A 17,938-nucleotide genomic window follows, 5' to 3' on the forward strand; every position below is an offset into this window, starting at 1 on the left:
GCCGGCGCCTGACCATGGCGCCGGCCCCCGCCCTCTCGCTCAACCGCTTGATGCTGCGTGATTTCCGCAGCTGGGCGGCGCTGACCGTGCCATTTCAATCACGAATCGTTGTGGTGTCCGGGCCGAACGGCGCCGGCAAGACCAACCTGCTGGAAGCGATCAGTCTGCTCGGCCCCGGCCGCGGGCTGCGCGGGGCGAAGACGGCCGAGCTTGGCCGACAATCGGCGGGAACTCCCCTGCCCTGGGCCGCCGCTGGCCGCTTCCGCGACGCGCTCGACCAGGAATTCGACATCGGCACGGGCACGCCGGAGGGCGGCCCGCCGGAACGCCGCGTCTTCCGCCTGGACGGCGCCCCGGTGCGGTCCCAGGCCGAATTGGCGGAAAGGCTGGCCGCGGTCTGGCTGACCCCGCAGATGGACCGGCTGTTCCAGGACGGCGCCGGCGACCGCCGCCGCTTCCTCGACCGCCTGGTCTGGGCGCTGGAGCCGCACCACGCCCGGGAGGTCACCGCCTACGACAATGCGATGGCCCAGCGCAACCGGCTGCTGTCGCAGGAGCGGCGGGAAGGGCTGCGGGTCGATCCCGCCTGGCTGGCGGGGCTCGAGGACGCCATGGCCCGGCACGGGGTGGCCGCCGCGGCCGCCCGCCGCGGGCTGGTAATGCGGCTGAACGCCAGCCTGGCCGAGGGCATCACCGGAGCCTTCCCAGCGGCGCGGCTGGACCTGCTCTGCCCGGTCTCGGCGGCTTTGGCCGAGGCGCCGGCTCTGGCGGTGGAGGACGGGTTGCGGGCCGACTGGGCCGCCTGCCGCGGCCGCGACGCGGCGGCGGGGGCGACGCTGACCGGCCCGCACCGGGCCGACCTGCTCTTCACCCATGCGCCGAAGGACATCCCGGCGGCGCTCTGCTCGACCGGGGAGCAGAAGGCCCTGCTGGTCGCCGTCGTGCTGGCGCATGCCGCGCTGATCGCCGCGGCGCGGGGCTTCGCCCCGCTGCTGCTGCTGGACGAGGTGGCCGCCCATCTGGACGAGACCCGGCGGGAGGCGTTGTTCGACGCGCTGGCCGCCCTGCCGGCCCAAGCCTTCCTGACCGGCACGGATGCCGCGGTCTTCGCCCCGTTGCGGGGCGTGGCGGAGGCTTTCCGGGCCATTCCCGACGCCGTGGGGGCGCACTCGTTCCGGATGGAGATTTTCCCGTGCCTGGGGCCGCCTGAATCCCTATATTGCTGCCAGTTTCCCGACGCGATGACCCGAGGAGTTTGCCGCCGGCATGAGTGACCCAGCCGAGCGCGCCGATCCGTCCCTCCCTGACCAGAGCGGGGGCGATTACAACAGCGCATCAATCACCGTCCTCCGTGGCCTTGAAGCCGTGCGGAAGCGGCCCGGCATGTATATCGGCGACACCGATGACGGCTCGGGCCTGCACCACATGGCCTTCGAGATCATCGACAATGCCGTCGACGAGGCCCAGGCGGGCTATGCCAGCCGTGTCGAGGTCACGCTGAACGGCGACGGCAGCGTCACCGTGCGCGACGACGGGCGGGGGATCCCCGTCGACATGCATGAGGAGGAAGGGGTTTCCGCCGCCGAGGTGGTGCTGACCCGCCTGCATGCCGGCGGCAAGTTCAACCAGAACAGCTACAAGGTCTCCGGCGGCCTGCACGGCGTCGGCGCCGCCGTCGTCAACGCCCTGTCCGAATGGATGGAGGTGAAGATCTGGCGCAACGGCCAGGAGCACTTCATCCGCTTCGAGCACGGCGAGACGGTCAAGCCGCTGACCGTCACCGGTGCCAGTACCGAGCACAACGGCACCGAGGTCACCTTCAAGCCCTCCGCCGGCACCTTCACCAAGGTCGAGTACGACTTCGCCATCCTCGAGCGCCGTCTGCGCGAGCTGGCCTTCCTGGATCCCGGCCTGGCTATCGCCCTGAAGGACGACCGCCACGTCCCGGCGCAGGAGATCTTCTTCCAGTTCCGCGGCGGCCTGACCGCCTTCGTCGAATGGCTGGACCAGGGCAAGGAGCCGCTGTTCAAGCCGCCGATCGCGGTGCAGTCGAAGGAGATCGAGGGCATCAAGGTCGAGATCGCGATGTGGTGGAACACCACCCCGCGCGAGGTGACCCTGTGCTTCACCAACAACATCCCGCAGCGCGACGGCGGCACCCACCAGGCCGGCTTCCGCCAGGCGCTGACCCGCGTGGTGATGAAATACGCCGAGGAGCTGGCGCGGAAGGAGAAGGTCGAGCTGTCCGGCGAGGACATGCGCGAGGGCCTGACCTGCGTGCTGTCGGTGAAGGTGCCGGACCCGGAATTCTCCTCCCAGACCAAGGAGAAGCTGGTCAGCTCCGAAGTTCAGCCGGTGGTGCAGATGGCCGTCGCCGATGCCGTCTCCCACTGGTTCGAGACCCATCCGAAGGAAGCCAAGACCGTCATCGAGCAGGTCGTCCTGGCTGGCGCCGCGCGCAAGGCGGCGCAGCTGGCGCGGGAGAAGGTCGGCCGCAAGAACGCGCTTGAATTCTCGACCCTGCCCGGCAAGCTGGCCGATTGCCAGGAGAAGGACCCGTCGAAGTGCGAGCTCTTCCTGGTCGAGGGTGACAGCGCCGGCGGCTCCGCCAAGCAGGGGCGCAACCGCGCCTTCCAAGCGATCCTGCCGCTGAAGGGCAAGATCCTGAACGTCGAGCGGGCGCGCATCGACAAGATGCTCTCCTCGGCCGAGATCGGCACGCTGATCACCGCGCTCGGCACCGGCATCGGCCCGGGGGAGCCCGCGAAGGGCGGCTTCGACCCGAACAAGCTGCGCTACCACCGCATCGTCATCATGACGGACGCGGACGTGGACGGTAGCCACATCCGCACCCTGTTGCTGACCTTCTTCTTCCGCCAGATGCCGGAGCTGATCGAGCGCGGGCACCTCTACATCGCCCAGCCGCCGCTCTACCGGGCCAAGCGCGGGCATGACGAGCGTTATCTGAAGGACGACCGGGCGCTCGAGGACTTCCTGCTGGAGAAGGCGCTGGCCGGAGCCAGCCTGACCTTGGGCGGCGGTCGCGTGGTCACGGGTGCCGCGCTGAAGGCTGAGGTCGAGCAGCTGCGCCAGGTCGCCTCGCGCATCCGCCGGCTCGGCACGACGGTGCCGGCCGAGATCGTCGAGCAGGCCGCCGTTGCCGGCGCGCTGACCTTTGACCCAGAGCGGGCCCTGGCGGCGGCGCAGGCGCTGGCGGCCCGGCTGGATACGATGGCCTTGCCGAACGAGAAGGGCTGGAAAGCCACGGCCGGTGAGGCCGGGCTGCAGGTGTCGCGCATCGTGCGCGGCGTGACCGAGCGCCACACGCTGAACGCCGCGGCGCTGCGCAGCGCCGAGGCGCGCTGGCTGGACGAGCGGCATGAGATGCTGTCGCGCGACTTCGCCGAGGACGCCCGGCTGACGCTGGACGGCACCGAGGTCGCCGTGCAGGGCCCGGCCATGGCGCTGGACCGGATTCTCAGCCAGGGCCGCAAGGGCCTGACAATTCAGCGCTTCAAGGGTCTCGGCGAGATGAACCCCGAGCAGCTCTGGAAGACCACGCTGGATCCCGTGGTGCGGACCCAGTTGCGGGTGCGGGTCGAAGATGTGGAGGATGCGGAGACGGTCTTCTCCACCCTGATGGGCGACGTGGTGGAGCCGCGGCGCGACTTCATCGTCACCAATGCGCTGAAGGTGGCGAACCTCGACGTTTAGGATGTTTCTGGGCGGCCAGGATTAACCGGACTCCGCCATCATTCGCTGGACGACCCATGGGTCGCCGGGGCACCCCTGGCGACCCTACTTTTCACCTGCAGGCCGGGCCAACCGTCGGCGCCATCGCCTCCAGCCGGTCCCGGATGCGCTGGTCGTCGTCCGGGTTCATCCGGAGCAGGCGCTCGTAGCACCAACGGGCCGCCTGGTCGTTCCCCATCTCCGAGTGCAGGCCGCCCAGTGCTGCAATGGCGTGCATGTAGGGCTGCGTGCCAACGAAGCCCCACCAGGCCATGTTGGCACCGTAGCGCTCCGCGACTGGCTCCCAGAGCTTCGTCGCCCGACCGTACGGCGGCCTGGAGGTGCCGGAGCGACGTGGCGCGGTTGGGGGCGTAGGCGGCGAGCAGCAGGTGCGCCTCGATGCAGCCCGGGTCGTGCCGGAGCGCCCGGGAGGCCAGAATGATGCGGTCCTCCTCGCGGACGTCCCTCTCGGCCATGCGGGCCACGAAAGGGTCGCCGGGACCCGTCACGCAGGGGCCATCGATGCCCTCGCGCACCCCGGCCGTGGGCACACCACCTTTCGCCAGATCCGACACCTTCGCCTCCTGCAATCTCCCCGGCAGGCTACGCGGGGCATCGGCAAGAGATGGACCTTGGTGAAGCCTGTTGTCATGGCTGGCATTCGGCCCTGGGAGAGGCCGCAGCCCTATCCATCACGGCGCTGGTGCGCGGCTGCCGCGGCGAGGAACTCGCTTGACGGGCGGTGCAGGGACCGCGCCACCCGCTGGGTCCGCGGCCTGTGCCGCAGAGGGTGACTCGTCCTCGCGGAGCACCAACTGGCTGGGGGTCTTCCGCCTGCCCGGCATGACGGCGATGATCAGCGTCCGGGGCTCCTTGTCGCCGGACTTCGGTATCGTCGTCACGTCAACCTTGTCCTCGATGTGCCCGGCCGTGCCGTCCTTCCTCGATCGGTCGAGCACCAGCAGGAAACCGATGCGGGCGCTGGTGTTGGAGTACTCCGTCGCTTGTGCGCCGAAGCGCTTCCGCAGCGCCTCGTGGGACGCATCCCTGTCCTCGCGCTTCACCTCGATGGTCACGCGCGTGAGCTGCCGCTCGACCTTGATGTCGGCCCGGCCACCGGCGATGTCGACCGGCTCTAGCTTCGCGCAGTTGCCGAGGCCGGAGTTGAGGAAGCGCATGCAGTCGATCTGCAGTTGCTTCTCGAAGAAGTCCCGCTTGTCCCCGCCGCCCCCGGCCTTGCCCGCCCCCGTGTCCTGGGGCGCAGCCTTCTCGGTCGGAATTCTCTCGGTGTCGGCGAACAGGTACGCACCGGAAGGGTCGTTCGCACGCGTCGTGTCCATGCGGTACTCCAGGAACCGGAGCAACTGCCAGAGCACGGCGTCAACGACGAGGCGCGCCTCCGTCGAGCGGTAGTCCTCGCTGTGCTCCAACTGCGGAAGGATGCGCCGGATGATGCTCTCGAGTTGCGGTGTCAGCCCCGAGGTCGCCGCCGCCTTCACGTTGGCCATGAAGCCGTCGAGCGCGACGCGCATGCCTTCCGGCACGGCGGGTTCGCCCGCATCGAGGACGGCGGTCAGGCGCGGTGCGCCGCCGTCCCCGCCCGTTTTCCCGGCGGTGCCCCCCACCTCTGACCGCAGCCAGCAACTCCCGCGCGGCCCGGCCCCAATCCGATGCGGTGGACTCCGCCTCAGCCTCAAGCCAGGCCAAGGCCGAGGCCTCGGCACTTTCCTCGCGCAGGACCCGCGCTTCGATTGCGGGCCTCATGAAGACCTCGACGCCGCCCGGTTCCCTGCCGAGAACGGCCCGGTTCGCGACGTAGGCATCGAGCAGGCGGCGCCTGATCGCCAGATCGGCCTCGGGGCCCAAGGCCACGCCCTCGGCGAGGTCGGCAATATGCCCGGCCAACTCCCGCCAGCGCATCAGCTCGGTCCATTGCGCGCCCATCCAAGGCCATGCGGGCTTGGTGGGGGACGACCACGCCGCGGCAATGGCCAGTTCACGGCGGATCTCCGCAGCGCGGGAGGCGAGCAACCCGGGCGGCTCACCGCGCCGCAGCGCCGTGAGCATGGCGAGTGCGCGGGCGTAGGAGAGCGCGTCCGGCCGGTGCTCCCGCGCGAGAAGGCAACCCTCGAAATGGCCCCGCGCCTCCTCGAAGGAAGCATCCACGCGGCCAGGGGCGTCGGCGTCCAGGCCGTCCCGGAGGCGAGCCAGTCCAAGCTCAAATAGCGCCTCGTCGCGGGCCAGCACGACCGCGGAAAGTCGGTCGAGGACCTTCTCCAGCGACGGGTCTGGCCAGTAGGCGTTCGCAACGCCCGCCACCTTGGCGGCCCGCCGCGCGAACTCCGGGTGGTGGTCGTCCGCCTTCAACCGAACGAGGACGCGCAGCAGGTCGTGGCGAAGGTCGGGATGCACGAGCGCCAGCTGGAGCGCCGCGCCAAGGGCCGCCCAGCGGGCAACCTCGTTCTCGCGGGTGTCGTGGGCGCGGCGGGTCAGGACGTCCTGGCACCGCTCCGCCAGCTCATCAGCGAGGTCGGCCCCGGCGAGCGCCTCCAGGGCGTCCTTGTAATCCGATGGCCTCGTGCCATCCCCGCCGACCGACACCCCGGCGCAGGCAAGGACGAAGTCGTCCAGGACGTCGCGGCCGGGGCACCCGGGCGGCTCGGCCAGGACCAGCGCGAGAACGTCCGGCATCAGGGCAGTACGGGCGATGGCCTCCTCCCGGCCGCGGAGGAGTTCCGCGCCGCCCAGGTCGGCCAGCCGCTCGGGCCACCCCCTGTCGAAGGCGGCACCCACTTCCTCCTCAACCGTCACCACCCCGCCTCCCCTGCGGCACGCTCACCAGAGCATGTCGTCGCCGGAAGCAACCAGCCTACATGCCGGATTCACCGCCGTCCCGAACTCGCTCACCCGCTGGGTCGCCACGAAGATCTGGAGCGTCGGCAGTTCCCGGCAAAGTGACGCCAGCCCGTCCGCGAGGGCCGCAAGGTCCTCGCTGGCCATCTCCTGGGCGCCGGGGGTGTCGATGAACAGGAGGCCTGGATGGCTGCCGACCCCTCGTCGGCGGGCAACCTTCATCAGGGCGAGGATGAGCGCCACCTTCACCCGCATCTTGTCGCCGATGGACGCCGCCCCGAAAGCCACGCGCTCCTCACCCTTGAGCAGGTGGAGGTGCGGGACGGTGTTCAGGTCGACGCCGACGAGGTTCACCACGCCAAGTTCCCGAAGCAGTCCGAGCACCTCCGTCCTGACCTCTTCCAGAACCTCCTCCTGCTCCGCCTTGAGACGCTGCCGGAAGACCTTGTCGCACGCCTTCGCAATCGCGGCCTCGTCCGACTCCGGGCGTCCGGCGCCTCCCCCGGCGTCGGCCTCGGCCTCCGCGATCATCGCCTCCAGCACGGCGCGCCGGGTGAGGTCGGCTTCCCCCGCACTTGCGGCGGCCTGCCGCGCGCGCTCGGCCGCGAGCCGCGACTCAAGCGAGGTCACCTGATACTCCAGAGCCCGGAGTTCGGCACGGGCCGCGGCGTCGGCATCCCTCGCACTGGCATGGGCCCGGGCGCTGAGACGCTCGTTCTCCTCGAGCCTTGCCCTGGCCTCGGCAACACCGGCCTCGTCCTCTTCGGGCGCCACCTCGCCGCAGACCATGCAGGCGTGTTCGACCGCCTCCCTGTCCTTGCGGTCCGCCCCGAAGGCGCGGTCGCACCGCGGGCAGCATTTGGGATTGAGGGACCGGAACACCCGCTCGGCCGCCCGGTCCTCGACAAAGTTCTGCAGCGCCAGGCGGTCCGCGTTCCAGCCCGCCCTCGCCGCTGCGACAACCTCCTGCGCGTCCGCTAGGGCCCGCCGCAGCTCCGGCAGGCGTGCGTAGAGCCCCGCGAGCTCGTCCGAGGTGGACCGCACGGACGCCAAGAGCCCAGCCGCCGTCCCCCCGTCCGCCGGTGCCGCCCCGAGGGCCGCCAACTCCGAGCGCAGCCGTTCGGCCCGCGCCTTAGCGTGGTCCGCGACGGCGCGCAGCGTCTGGGTCTCCTGCTCCGCGGCCATGTCGAGCCCGGCCATGACGTAGTGGATCCGGGCGACGGCAGTCGCGTGCGGGAAGCCCGCGAACATGTTCAGCATGCGGTTGGTCAGGCCATCCAGCGTCACGTCGCCGATGAGCGCGGAGTAGTCGGTGCCGATGTGGAAGGCGCCGAACAGCGCGGGCCAGCGGTGGTGCACGGTGCGTCCGTCCTTGGCCGGGTTCGCGTCGCGCCGCAGGCTGGTCACCGGCTCCAGCGCCAGGGCGCGGAGCATGAAATCGGACATCGCGCTGGCGAACTGGCCCTCATCCCCTGCCTCGAAGATCGAACGGGCACCCAGCCGACCCTCCGTCAGGGTGGCGCGGAAGCCATCACAGAGGTCGAGGGAGACGCGGTGGCGCACGCCGTCGAGGTCGAAGTCCACCGCGGCGTGCCGGATCCACTTCATGACATCGGGCGGAATCGAGTCAGGCGGCGTCCCCCGCAGCAGCCAGCGCATGATGCCGAGCAGGCTCGTCTTGCCCCGTGAGTTCCGTCCGGAGCCGACGAGCCAAAGTCCACCCGAGAGCTCCGGCCAATCGAACTCGAATGGGATGGCTTGTCCGTCGATGCGCTTCTCGCCGCCGAACGCCACCCTGCGCACGGTCAGGTCGACCGGGCGCGGGATCAGCCCCTGTGCCTTCAGGTCATGGCGGTCGAGGAAATCGGCGACCGTCTCGGGCGGCCTGCCCGACGCGGCGGCGATGGCCTGCACCCACGAACCCTGGAGCGGATGTGGTTTCCGTCGGGACATGCGTCAGTTCTCCCCCGCCATGGCCGCCAGGCGTTCGACGACCCGATGGGTGATGGGCGGGATGAGGTCGTGGCCGCGGGTCGTGGCGTACTCCATCTGCTTGTACTGCCGCTCCTTGAGCGTGGACCCAAGCAGGCTTCCCGCGACCCTCAGGACGATCCGCATGCGTTCGGCGTACCAACGGTAGGCGGGGTTGTCGGCCAAGGTGCCTTCGAGGTCGAAGGCCGCGGGGAAGAGCAGGAAACTGTTCTCGGCGCTCTTCGGTCCTGCCGGACGGAAGACTGTGCGAACGAGGCCCGCCGAGAACAGGATCGACATTTCGTCATCGATGGGCTCGTAGGCGCCGAAGCGCCACTTGAGCATGGCATCCCGCCGCAGGACGGGTTCCTCGTCCTCCAGCATCGCCTTGACCTGGTCCACCAAGCCCTGGTCGCCGCTGGCCGCGTGCAGGTCCAGCAATCCCCAGGCAAGGTAATCCGGGTTGCGGAGCCAGAACATGAGCGCGTTCAGGCGCGTCTCGCCCCGGAATAGCGCGGCCTCGCCGTCCCTTCCGGGTTCGGTTAGCCGCTCGCACCCGGCCACCAGGACGGCGAGTAGCCTCATCGCCTTCTGGGCGGTGGACATTTGCGGAGGCAAGAATTCCTCGGGGCGGAACTGGTCAGAGGAATCCTACCCTGGGGTTGCAGACCGAGACAACTCAGCGTCATTGCTGGCTTAGCGTGGTTCAGCCAGCTCATGGCGACGAGGAGGTGGGGTGCTCGGCTCCCGCAGGCTCCCAGGCCAGCGAAGGCGGCGCGGTGACCGGGCACGATGTGGCGGTTCGCGGTCGCCGGAGACTGCCCAGGGCTGCACCTGATCAGCGGGGAGTGCCCAGCCCCCGACGGGGGGCTCCGGAATGCCCGACCCAGGGGTAGCCTGCCCAGGAAGTCGCAGGAGCGGTGCCATGGACGGCAGGGACAGGATGGGTTCGCAGTGGGAGTGGGACAGCGTGGCGCCCGCGGCGCACCCACCCGCGCCGCGGCCCGCGCAATTCGGGGGACGCATGGTTCGTCGAGCCGGTGCCGGGCCAGCCCTGGGACCCTGCCCAGCTTGCGAGGAAGCGCAGGATCGAGGAGCGCCTAACGCAACTCGCCGCCAAGCGCCCGGACGGAAGTCAGTCCGCCCATTCGCCGTCAGGGTCGTTGAGGTCGACGACGGACAGGTAGGTTCCCAGTGCGGCTCGCAGGCGGCTCCCCGCGAGCGCGCTGACAGAGGTTCTGTTCTCCGAGCCGCCCAGGCCGCAGATCAGCCTGAGCGACTCCCAGTCGTCGCCAGGCTCGACGTGAACGGTCTCCAGCAACCTCCAATGGTCCTCGTCGAGGAAGCGTGCCGCATCCCAGGGCGGGGGCAGTCATCAGTGACGCCCTCCTCGTTCCTCTGGCCAGGCGCGTGCTGGAGGACCGCCTCGACGTCCGGATGGCTGAGCTCCGCGAGGAACTGCCGCGCACAGGGCTCATCCAGCAATAGGGGAAAGTGCGGGGAAGGCTCTGAACTCAGGCCGAAGGCCAGAACCTGGCGGACCAGGACGCCCATCCCGCCCGGCGCCCGCATGGCGAGCTCGCTGATGTCCGTGGCGACGAAGTGCCGCCTCTTCGGTTCGCCCAAGGGCCACCCTGCTGTTGTCAACAAACGGCGGCCTTATCGCAGAAGTAGGAATCCTTGTCTGCCCGTAGGCAGCCCTGCCAAGCACTCCTCCCGTCAGTCGCCACCCCACAGGCCGAGGCATCTTCCAGTCGGCTTCCTGACCCTGTCGTGGCCTCGGAGCCGTGCAGCGGGTTCCAGAGACACGTTCCACCGGCGCTCGGCGGCCCCGTTACGCCGGAGGCGCCCGGGGCCTGTACAACCGCAATGATTCCTGGCACAAGCTGCGCTGGCGAAAGGACTAATCAACATGGACTCCGCGCTCCGACTCATATGACCCCGCGCCCCGCGTAACCGCGAGCCGCAACCCGGAGCCGTCCATGTCCGCCTCTCCGTTCTCCCCTCTCCGCATAGGGCGCTGACGAGCGCAGGCCGCGTCACCTGACGCGGGCGGCTCCCGTGTGGCCATGCGCCGCACGGGACGCCTGCCCGCGTATGGCGCCGTGCGCCTGCTCCCTCATCGCCCTGGCGCCCGCGGTCCGTCCGGACCGGGGGTCGTCCTCGCATGCCCGGAAGCCATCCGAGAGGAGAGCAGCGTGACGAACACCACCCAGACCTCCGACATCGCCAGCATCAAGGCCGCGGTCATCGCGGCCATGGAAGCGGGCGTCAAGGCGCCGCCCGACGGCAACCGCCTCCGGTTCGGCAAGCCGATGCGCGACGCCCTCGCGGCCGCACGCCACCTCGGCATCGTCACCTACGACGAGGTGATGGCGGCCAACATCCCCGAGGGCAGCATGGCCCTGACGAACCTTCCCGCGGCAAACTGGCCGAGTTCGGATGTCACCTGCCTCATGGCCGACAACTGCGAGCCCAGCCTCGCGTGGCTCCATGGCGCGCGCGGCGCCAACCCGCCCTGCTTCCGCCTGTTCGCCCGCAACCAGCTGACGGGCGAGTGGCTGCTCCTGCCGTCCTGCACGGTCGCCGCAGGCCGTCTGCCCCGGCCGACGGCAAGCTACAGCCTGCGGCAGGTGATGGACCTGGGGGAGTTCATCAACATGGCGGCCTGCGCGATGGACGCCATGGCCGTGGCCCTGGTGCGCATCGAGGCCGAGGCCCTCACGGGTCCGGCGGGCCAGGCGGCCTGACATTGCTCCCTCGGCCGCCACCAGGCGGCCGAGGGTTCCCGCCAGCCCCCTCGCAACCCAGGAGGGATGGCGCGCTGCCCGCGGGCGGCGCGCCGACAACCGCACAGTCCCAAGCCAACCCAAACAGGAGAGCACGCATGTTCGGCACCGGCTCCGGCCCGACTGGCCCCGACGAAGCAACGATGGCGTCCCTCGACGCCGCCCTGAGCCGACCAATTCTGGCGGTCCCGGAGCATCGCTGGCTCGCCGCCTTCACCGAGGATTACCGCCGAGGCTTGGCTGCCTCCTACCGTGCGGGCATGGTTGACCCGGCCGACCTTGTCGCCGTGACAGAGGACTTGCCCTCGACGGCTCCCGACTGCTGGCCCGCCCGCGACATCGTCTTCGGGATTCCATTGACGCCCGATGGGCGGCATCTCTTCGTCGTGCGGCTCCAACTCGCCGGGGAGGCATTCCTGTGTGCCCGGCTCTCGGCGTTCATGCGTCCCGAAAGCGGCGGGTGGCGCACGATGCTGCCGCTGGAGATCAGACCAGGCGGGGCCTTCCCCATCCGGCCCGTCACCTTCCCGACGCTGGCCGCCATGGCGACCTTCGCGCCAACCCGGGCGCTCCTCTGCGGCGCCGCGCGCATCGTGTCGGAGCGCCACCAGGAGGCGGTTGGCCTCCACCCGGTCCAGTAGCCCGGAAAGGCGGGTCACCGGCACGGCCCGCCTTTCCGCATCGAGTGCCCCGCGCAGAAACGCTCTGAACCACGGACCCCGATGACCCAAGAACGCTCCGATTCCCCGCTCGGCCGCGCGCTCCGGAAGGCTCGCCGCGAAGCGGGCCTGACGCAGGGCGCCCTGGCAGTTACTTCCGGATGCAGCCCGCGCAGCGTCTGGCAAGCTGAGCGCGGCCAGGGCCATGTCGAGGTGTTCCTGCGGCTCGCCAGCGTCCTAGGGCAGCAGGTGACCGGGCGCTCGCTGCCGCCCGGCCAGCACCTGGGCGACCGCCTCGCGGCCCTCCGCCAGCGCTTTGGCGCCAGTGTTCGGGAGGTTGCGGCGCGGGCGGGGGTGAGCCCCAACACGGTCGCCGCCATCGAGCGGGGCGAACTCGGCCACGTGGCGGCCATCGAGCGCGTCGCCGGTGCACTCGGTGCCGGGCTGACGCTCGCGCCCGCGGGGCAGGCGCCCGCCTTCTTCGCGGCCGCGGCGCTCTCGTCGGCATACGAGGCATGGGCGACCCCGCCCGACCTGCTGGACCGCCTCTACGACGCCCTGGGCGGCCCGTTCGACCTCGACCCGTGCTCGCCTGGGCCACTCCGCTCGCGTGTCAGGGCGGCCTGGCACTTCACCGAGGCTGACGACGGGCTGGTGCACCCGTGGCAGGGGCAGGTCTTCATGAACCCGCCCTACGGCCGGGGCATTGGCGCCTGGACCGCCAAGGCGCGGCAAGAGGCCGAGGCGGGCCGGGCCGAGTTCGTCATCGGCTTGGTGCCCGCCCGCACGGACACTCGGTGGTGGCATGCCGACGTGGCAGGCCATTCCCAGGTGTGGCTCCTGCGGGGGCGGCTAGCTTTTGGGGACGGAGCGGCTCCCGCGCCGTTCCCCAGTGCGCTGGTCCTCTGGAGCGGTGCACCGGCCGTCTCAGAGGTGATGTCGAAGGCCTTCCCGGATGCCCAGCACGTCCCGTCGGCCAGAGTTGCGGTGACGCGACGGGCGGCCTGAGTGCCGCCGACAGGCGAAGCAGCCACGTACCCTCGGCTGGGCGGCGTGACCGTGTGCCAAGCGCGCCGAGCCGGGCGAAGAACCAACCTGAGGAGCCTCTTTCCCGGGGGCGGTCAGGCCACCTCCGGCAAGCGGTCAATCAGCTTGTCCAGCGTGATCGGGTAGTCCCGCACGCGCACGCCGGTGGCGTTGTAGACCGCGTTGGCGATGGCCGCGCCAACGCCGCAGAGGCCGAGCTTGCCCACCCCCTTCGCCTTCATGGGCGAGGAGATCGGGTCCACCTCGTCGAGGAAGACGACGTCCTGGTGAGGGATGTCGGCGTGCACCGGCACCTCGTAGCCCGCCAGGTCGTGGTTGACGAAGAAGCCGTGGCGCTTGTCGACCGCCAGCTCCTCCATCAGAGCCGCGCCCGCGCCCATGGTCATCGCGCCGATCACCTGACTGCGGGCCGACTTGGGGTTAAGGATGCGACCCGCGGCGCAGACGGCCAGCATGCGCCGAATCCTGACCTCGCCCGTGGCGGCGTCGACGCCGACCTCCACGAAGTGCGACCCAAAGGTGGACTGCTGGTACTCCTTGGCGAGGTCGCCGAACTCAATCGTGTCCTCAGCCACCATGCCGTCCCGGCCCGCCGCCTCGGCCAGCGGAATACCCCGGTTGCCCGAACGCACTTGCCCGTCGGCGAACATCGCGTCGGCCGAGTTGAAGCCGACCTTCCGGGCCACCGCCTCGCGCAGCTTCACGCAGGCGGCGTACACGCCTGCCGTCGAGCTGTTGGCGCCGAACTGCCCGCCCGACCCGGCGGAGACCGGGAAGCTGGAGTCGCCCAGGCGCACGACCACCTTGTCGATGGCCACGCCCATCATCTCGGCCGCGGTCTGGGCGATGATGGTGTAGCTGCCGGTGCCGATGTCGGTCATGTCGGTCTCGACCGTCACCACGCCCTTGGCGTCCAAGCGAACGCGGGCGCCGGAGTTCAGGACCATGTTGTTGCGGAAGGCGGCCGCCATGCCCATGCCCACCAGCAAGCGCCCCTCCCGGACCTGGCCGGGCTTGGCGGTGCGGCGGCTCCAGCCGAACCGCTCGGCGCCGAGGCGCAGGCACTCCACGAGCTTGCCGCTGGGAGAAGCGCCGTTCCGGATGCTCGGGATCGACCTGCGTGTCGTTGACGACGCGGAACTCCACAGGGTCCATGCCCAGACGCTCCGCCATCTCGTCCATGGCAACCTCCAGCGCCATCAAGCCCGGCGCCTCCCCCGGCGCGCGCATGGCGTTGCCCTCGGGCAGGTCGAGCTCGGCGAGCCGCATCGCGGTCAGACGGTTCGCCCCGGCGTAGAGCAGCCGCGTCTGGTTCACCGCCGTCTCCGGCTGGCCGCCCGGCTGGTCGCCCGAGGCGCTCTCATGCGCGAGCGCAGTGATCCTGCCGTCCGGCATCGCGCCGATGCGGATGCGCTGGATGGTCGCGGGCCGGTGGGTGGTGTTGTTCGCCACCAGCGGCCGCTGCAGCGCCACCTTCACCGGCCGCCCCGCCGCGCGGGCGCCGAGCGCCGCCAGCACCGCGTCGGCGCGCAGGAACAGCTTGCCGCCGAAGCCGCCGCCAACGAAGGGCGAGATCAGGCGCACCTTCTCCTTCGGCATGCCAAGGGTCTTGGCCAGGTCGCCCACGCCCCAGTCGATCATCTGGTTCGAGGTCCAGACGACCAGCCGATCCCCGTCCCAGGCCGCCATGGAGGCGTGCGGCTCCATCATCGCGTGGCTCTCGTCCGGGGTGGTGTAGGTCTCGTCGAGGCGGACGGGGGCAGCCGCGAAGGCGCCCTCGAAGTCACCGACGCGATCCTCCTGCGGCGCGGCGCTGCCCTCGCCGCTGTCGCCACCGACCAGAGGCGCGGCGCCTGCGGCCGCGGCCAGGTCGAACCGGCCCTCCGCCCGGGCATACGCCACCTTGACCATCGAGGCGGCCGCCCGCGCCTGCTCGAAGGTCTCGGCCACCACGACACCGATGGCCTGGTGGTAGTGGTCGATCTCCGGCCCGCCGAGCAGCCGGGCGGTGTTGAACTGGCCCTTCCCGAGCGGACCGGCGTTCTCGGCCGTGACGATAGCGAGAACCCCGGGCGCCGCCCTGGCGACGGAGAGGTCCATGCCGGTGATGCGTCCCTTGGCGATGCCCGCACCGATGGCATAGCCATAGGCCGGGTTCCGGGCCGTGTCGTGGTGCTCGTAGGCGTAGGTCGCGCGGCCCGTGGTCTTGAGCGGCCCGTCGATGCGGTCCAGCGGCTGGCCGACCACCTTGAGCTGGTCGATCGGGTTGGTGGTCGCGGGCGTGTCGAACTTCATGGCTCAGCTCCTCGCCTCGGCCAGGACGGCGGCCAGGGTCCGCTCCGCCAGGGTCACCTTGAACGCGTTGTCACGGGTGGGCTTCGCCCCGTCCAGGATCGCCGCCATGGCGGGCCTAGCACCTCGCGGCAGCTCGGCCTCGGCCGCCTCCACCCGCCAGGGCCTGTGGGCGACGCCCCCGAGCGCGACCCGCCCCGTGCCGCCCGGCTGGACCACGACGGCCACCGAGACGAGGGCGAAGGCGTAGGAGGCTCGGTCACGGACCTTGCGGTAGATCTGCCTGCCCCCAACGGGCGGGGGCAGCGTGACGGCGGTGATCAGCTTGCCCGGCACCAGCGCCGTCTCGACCTGCGGCGTGTCGCCGGGCAGGCGGTGGAACTCGGCGATGGGGATGCTCCGGGTCGAGCCGTCCGGCCGCACCGTCTCCACCACCGCGTCCAGCACCCGCATGGCCACCGCCATGTCCGAAGGGTTCGTGGCGATGCACGCCTCGCTCGCCCCGATCACGGCAAGCTGGCGGCTGACCCCGCCGATCGCCGCGCAGCCGCTGCCGGGCTGACGTTTGTTGCAGGGCATGTTGGTGTCGTAGAAGTACGGGCAGCGGGTGCGCTGGAGCAGGTTGCCCGCCGTCGTCGCCTTGTTCCGCAACTGGCCCGAGGCTCCCGCCAGGAGGGCGCGCGCGAGTACGCCGTAGTCGCGCCGGACGCGCTCGTCGGCCGCGAGGTCGGTGTTGCGCACCAGCGCGCCGATGCGCAGCCCGCCCTCCGGGGTCGCCTCGACCTTGTCGAGGGTGAGGCCATTGACGTCGATGAGGTGCGTCGGCGCCTCGATCTGCAGCTTCATCAGGTCGAGCAGGTTGGTCCCGCCCGCGATGAACCTGGCGCCCGGGTCCCGCGCCGCGGCCACCGCGGCCTCGGCCGGGGTGCGCGCACGCTCGTAGGTGAAGGGCTTCATGCCTGCCTCCCGGCGACCTCGTTGATCGCCTCGACGATGTTGGAGTAGGCGCCGCAACGGCAGATGTTGCCGCTCATGCGCTCGCGGATCTCCTCGGGCGTGGCCCGCGGTGCCGCGGTCAGGTCGGCGGTCACGTGGCTTGGGATGCCCGCCTGGATCTCCTCCAGCACCGCAACCGATGAGCAGATCTGCCCGGGCGTGCAGTAGCCGCACTGGTAGCCGTCGTGCTTCACAAAGGCCGCCTGCATGGGGTGCAGGTGCTCGGGTGCGCCCAGGCCCTCGACGGTGGTGATCCGGTCGCCCTCGTGCATCACGGCCAGCGTCAGGCAGGTGTTGATCCGGCGCCCCTCGACGATCGCCGTGCAGGCGCCGCACTGGCCGTGGTCGCAGCCCTTCTTGGTGCCTGTCAGGTGCAGGTGCTCGCGGAGGGCGTCGAGCAGGGTCGTCCGCGTGTCGAGCTCCAAAGCCCGCGCTTCGCCGTTCACGGTGAGGGAAACCTTCATGGCAGCTGCTCCTACGGCGCTTGCTGGACTACCGACGGCGGCCCGGGCGCCCGCGGCGGGCGGCGCCACGGCCGCGGCTGAAACGGCGGCCCCAATCAGCAGGTCACGTCGGGTCGCGGAAAATTCAGGGCTTCGCACGTCGTTCTCCAATGTTCCTGGTGGGACGCGTTGGTCGGGCTTGACGCCGCAGGGGGCTGTCAGCGGGGGCGCGTCACCGGTTTGAATGAAGTGGCAGGGACTGCGCGAACGCCCTGGCGCGGAAGATCGTCGCGCCCCGTCCGCCCTCTCCGTCACTCGTCACGATGTAGAGGTCGTCGGTTCCGGGTCCGAGGATCAGGCTGGTGGAGCGCAGGTTGTGGCCCTGGTCCCGCCCCGGCAGCAGCACTTGGCCAATGGGGATGCCGTTCCTGTTGAACGCCAACACCCGGCCCTGACCGTAGATCGCAACGTAGAGGTTGCCGTCGGCGTCGCTCCGCATCGAGTCCGGCGCCGGGCCGGTGAAGTGGTAGGCGACGGCCGTGCCGAAGGGGGCGACCGTCGTCGCGTCCGCCAGCTTGACCCGGTGCAGGAGGTTCCTGCTGAACTCCGTGGCCCACAGCGCCTTGCCATCCGGGCTGAGCGCGATGCCGTTCGCCATGGCGAGGTGCGGCAGCACGGGCGTGACGGTCGTGAGGTCAGGGGAGACGTAGTAGACGCCCCCCTTCGGGTCGGTCGAGGCACCACGGAAGTCGGTGAAGTAGAACCCGCCCCGGGCATCGAACACCAGGTCGTTTGGCATGTAGCCTGCCTCTGGTGGGACGATCGCCTGCATCCCCGACCCATCCGGCCTGACCGCAACGACGGCCCCCATCCCGCTGGCGAAGTCGATGGCGGCGACGAAGATGCGGCCGTCCCCGTGGATCGCGATGCCGCCAGGGCCGAGGTGGTCCAGGCTGACCAGGGTGGAGAGCCGCCGGTCGGGCGTCAGGCGAAGCACGCGCCTGCCGCCCACGTCGCAGAAGAGCAGGTTGCCGTCGCGGTCGAAGGCCGGGCCCTCGAGAACCATCCCCGTGTCGGACACCTTGAACCAAGGTTCCGCCACCACGGTCTGCACGCCGCGCTCGGACGGCGGGATCGGGACGGCCCCGCGCGTCTG

At 70.6% G+C, this 17,938-nt stretch carries 14 protein-coding genes and 1 pseudogene; 5 read left to right on the top strand and 10 right to left on the bottom strand.

All coding sequences use genetic code 11. The features are described 5' to 3' along the window. Nucleotides 1-14 precede the first annotated feature (14 nt). Both recF and gyrB read left to right on the top strand, forming a co-directional pair. Nucleotides 15-1,274, top strand: coding sequence for a DNA replication/repair protein RecF (recF, locus tag ACQ86J_RS15120; RefSeq protein ID WP_431271745.1), 1,260 nt, complete (start codon nt 15-17; stop codon nt 1,272-1,274). After that, nucleotides 1,267-3,714 carry a DNA topoisomerase (ATP-hydrolyzing) subunit B gene (gene gyrB, locus ACQ86J_RS15125; protein ID WP_431271746.1) on the top strand — a complete coding sequence of 816 codons (2,448 nt, stop codon included), beginning with the start codon at nt 1,267-1,269 and terminating at the stop codon, nt 3,712-3,714. The genes recF and gyrB overlap by 8 nt, the downstream gene beginning before the upstream one ends. Nucleotides 3,715-3,805: 91 nt before the next feature. Here the strand turns inward: gyrB and ACQ86J_RS15130 are convergent, their stop codons facing one another. The 5 genes from ACQ86J_RS15130 to ACQ86J_RS15150 form a co-directional block, all read right to left on the bottom strand. Beyond that, the gene (locus ACQ86J_RS15130; protein ID WP_431271747.1) at nt 3,806-4,006 is read right to left on the bottom strand and encodes a tetratricopeptide repeat protein; all 201 of its coding nucleotides are present in this window, start codon (nt 4,004-4,006) and stop codon (nt 3,806-3,808) included. A gap of 1,106 nt (nt 4,007-5,112) precedes the next feature. After that, entirely contained in the window at nt 5,113-6,543 is a 1,431-nt protein-coding gene (locus ACQ86J_RS15135) for a hypothetical protein (protein ID WP_431271748.1), read from the bottom strand. 24 nt (nt 6,544-6,567) lie between these two features. Then, a complete protein-coding gene (locus tag ACQ86J_RS15140; protein WP_431271749.1) occupies nt 6,568-8,499 on the bottom strand; it encodes a hypothetical protein in 1,932 nt (643 codons plus the stop codon). Between the two features lie 42 nt (nt 8,500-8,541). Next, complete coding sequence (locus ACQ86J_RS15145) at nt 8,542-9,162, bottom strand: hypothetical protein (RefSeq protein ID WP_431271750.1); 621 nt, start codon at nt 9,160-9,162, stop codon at nt 8,542-8,544. Nucleotides 9,163-9,691: 529 nt separating this feature from the next. Next, nucleotides 9,692-9,877: a hypothetical protein gene (locus ACQ86J_RS15150; RefSeq protein ID WP_431271751.1), complete on the bottom strand. Its 186-nt coding sequence runs from the start codon at nt 9,875-9,877 to the stop codon at nt 9,692-9,694. 877 nt (nt 9,878-10,754) lie between these two features. Between ACQ86J_RS15150 and ACQ86J_RS15155 the strand changes: the two genes are divergently transcribed. The 3 genes from ACQ86J_RS15155 to ACQ86J_RS15165 all read left to right on the top strand — a co-directional run bounded on the left by ACQ86J_RS15155 (nt 10,755) and on the right by ACQ86J_RS15165 (nt 13,012). After that, on the top strand, nt 10,755-11,306 hold the full coding sequence (locus ACQ86J_RS15155) for a hypothetical protein (RefSeq protein WP_431271752.1): 552 nt from the start codon (nt 10,755-10,757) through the stop codon (nt 11,304-11,306). A 137-nt stretch (nt 11,307-11,443) separates the two neighbouring features. Next, nucleotides 11,444-11,986, top strand: a complete 543-nt coding sequence (locus ACQ86J_RS15160; RefSeq protein ID WP_431271753.1) for a hypothetical protein — start codon at nt 11,444-11,446, stop codon at nt 11,984-11,986. Between the two features lie 81 nt (nt 11,987-12,067). Next, nucleotides 12,068-13,012 carry a DNA N-6-adenine-methyltransferase gene (locus ACQ86J_RS15165; RefSeq protein ID WP_431271754.1) on the top strand — a complete coding sequence of 315 codons (945 nt, stop codon included), beginning with the start codon at nt 12,068-12,070 and terminating at the stop codon, nt 13,010-13,012. Between the two features lie 113 nt (nt 13,013-13,125). Here ACQ86J_RS15165 and ACQ86J_RS15170 read toward each other — a convergent pair whose 3' ends face one another. The 5 genes and pseudogenes from ACQ86J_RS15170 to ACQ86J_RS15190 form a co-directional block, all read right to left on the bottom strand. Further along, nucleotides 13,126-14,121, bottom strand: coding sequence for a molybdopterin cofactor-binding domain-containing protein (locus ACQ86J_RS15170; protein ID WP_431271755.1), 996 nt, complete (start codon nt 14,119-14,121; stop codon nt 13,126-13,128). Between the two features lie 115 nt (nt 14,122-14,236). After that, a pseudogene (locus ACQ86J_RS15175) lies at nt 14,237-15,346 on the bottom strand (molybdopterin cofactor-binding domain-containing protein); the annotation flags it as partial. Nucleotides 15,347-15,349: 3 nt separating this feature from the next. Further along, nucleotides 15,350-16,300: an FAD binding domain-containing protein gene (locus ACQ86J_RS15180; RefSeq protein ID WP_431271756.1), complete on the bottom strand. Its 951-nt coding sequence runs from the start codon at nt 16,298-16,300 to the stop codon at nt 15,350-15,352. Next, nucleotides 16,297-16,872: an aldehyde dehydrogenase iron-sulfur subunit PaoA gene (paoA, locus tag ACQ86J_RS15185; RefSeq protein WP_431272416.1), complete on the bottom strand. Its 576-nt coding sequence runs from the start codon at nt 16,870-16,872 to the stop codon at nt 16,297-16,299. Before paoA ends, ACQ86J_RS15180 begins: the two co-directional genes overlap by 4 nt. Nucleotides 16,873-17,014: 142 nt before the next feature. After that, complete coding sequence (locus tag ACQ86J_RS15190; RefSeq protein ID WP_431271757.1) at nt 17,015-17,896, bottom strand: SMP-30/gluconolactonase/LRE family protein; 882 nt, start codon at nt 17,894-17,896, stop codon at nt 17,015-17,017. Nucleotides 17,897-17,938 lie beyond the last annotated feature (42 nt).

It is taken from the genome of Dankookia sp. P2 (assembly GCF_050632255.1).
Classification (GTDB): Bacteria; Pseudomonadota; Alphaproteobacteria; order Acetobacterales; family Acetobacteraceae; genus Paracraurococcus.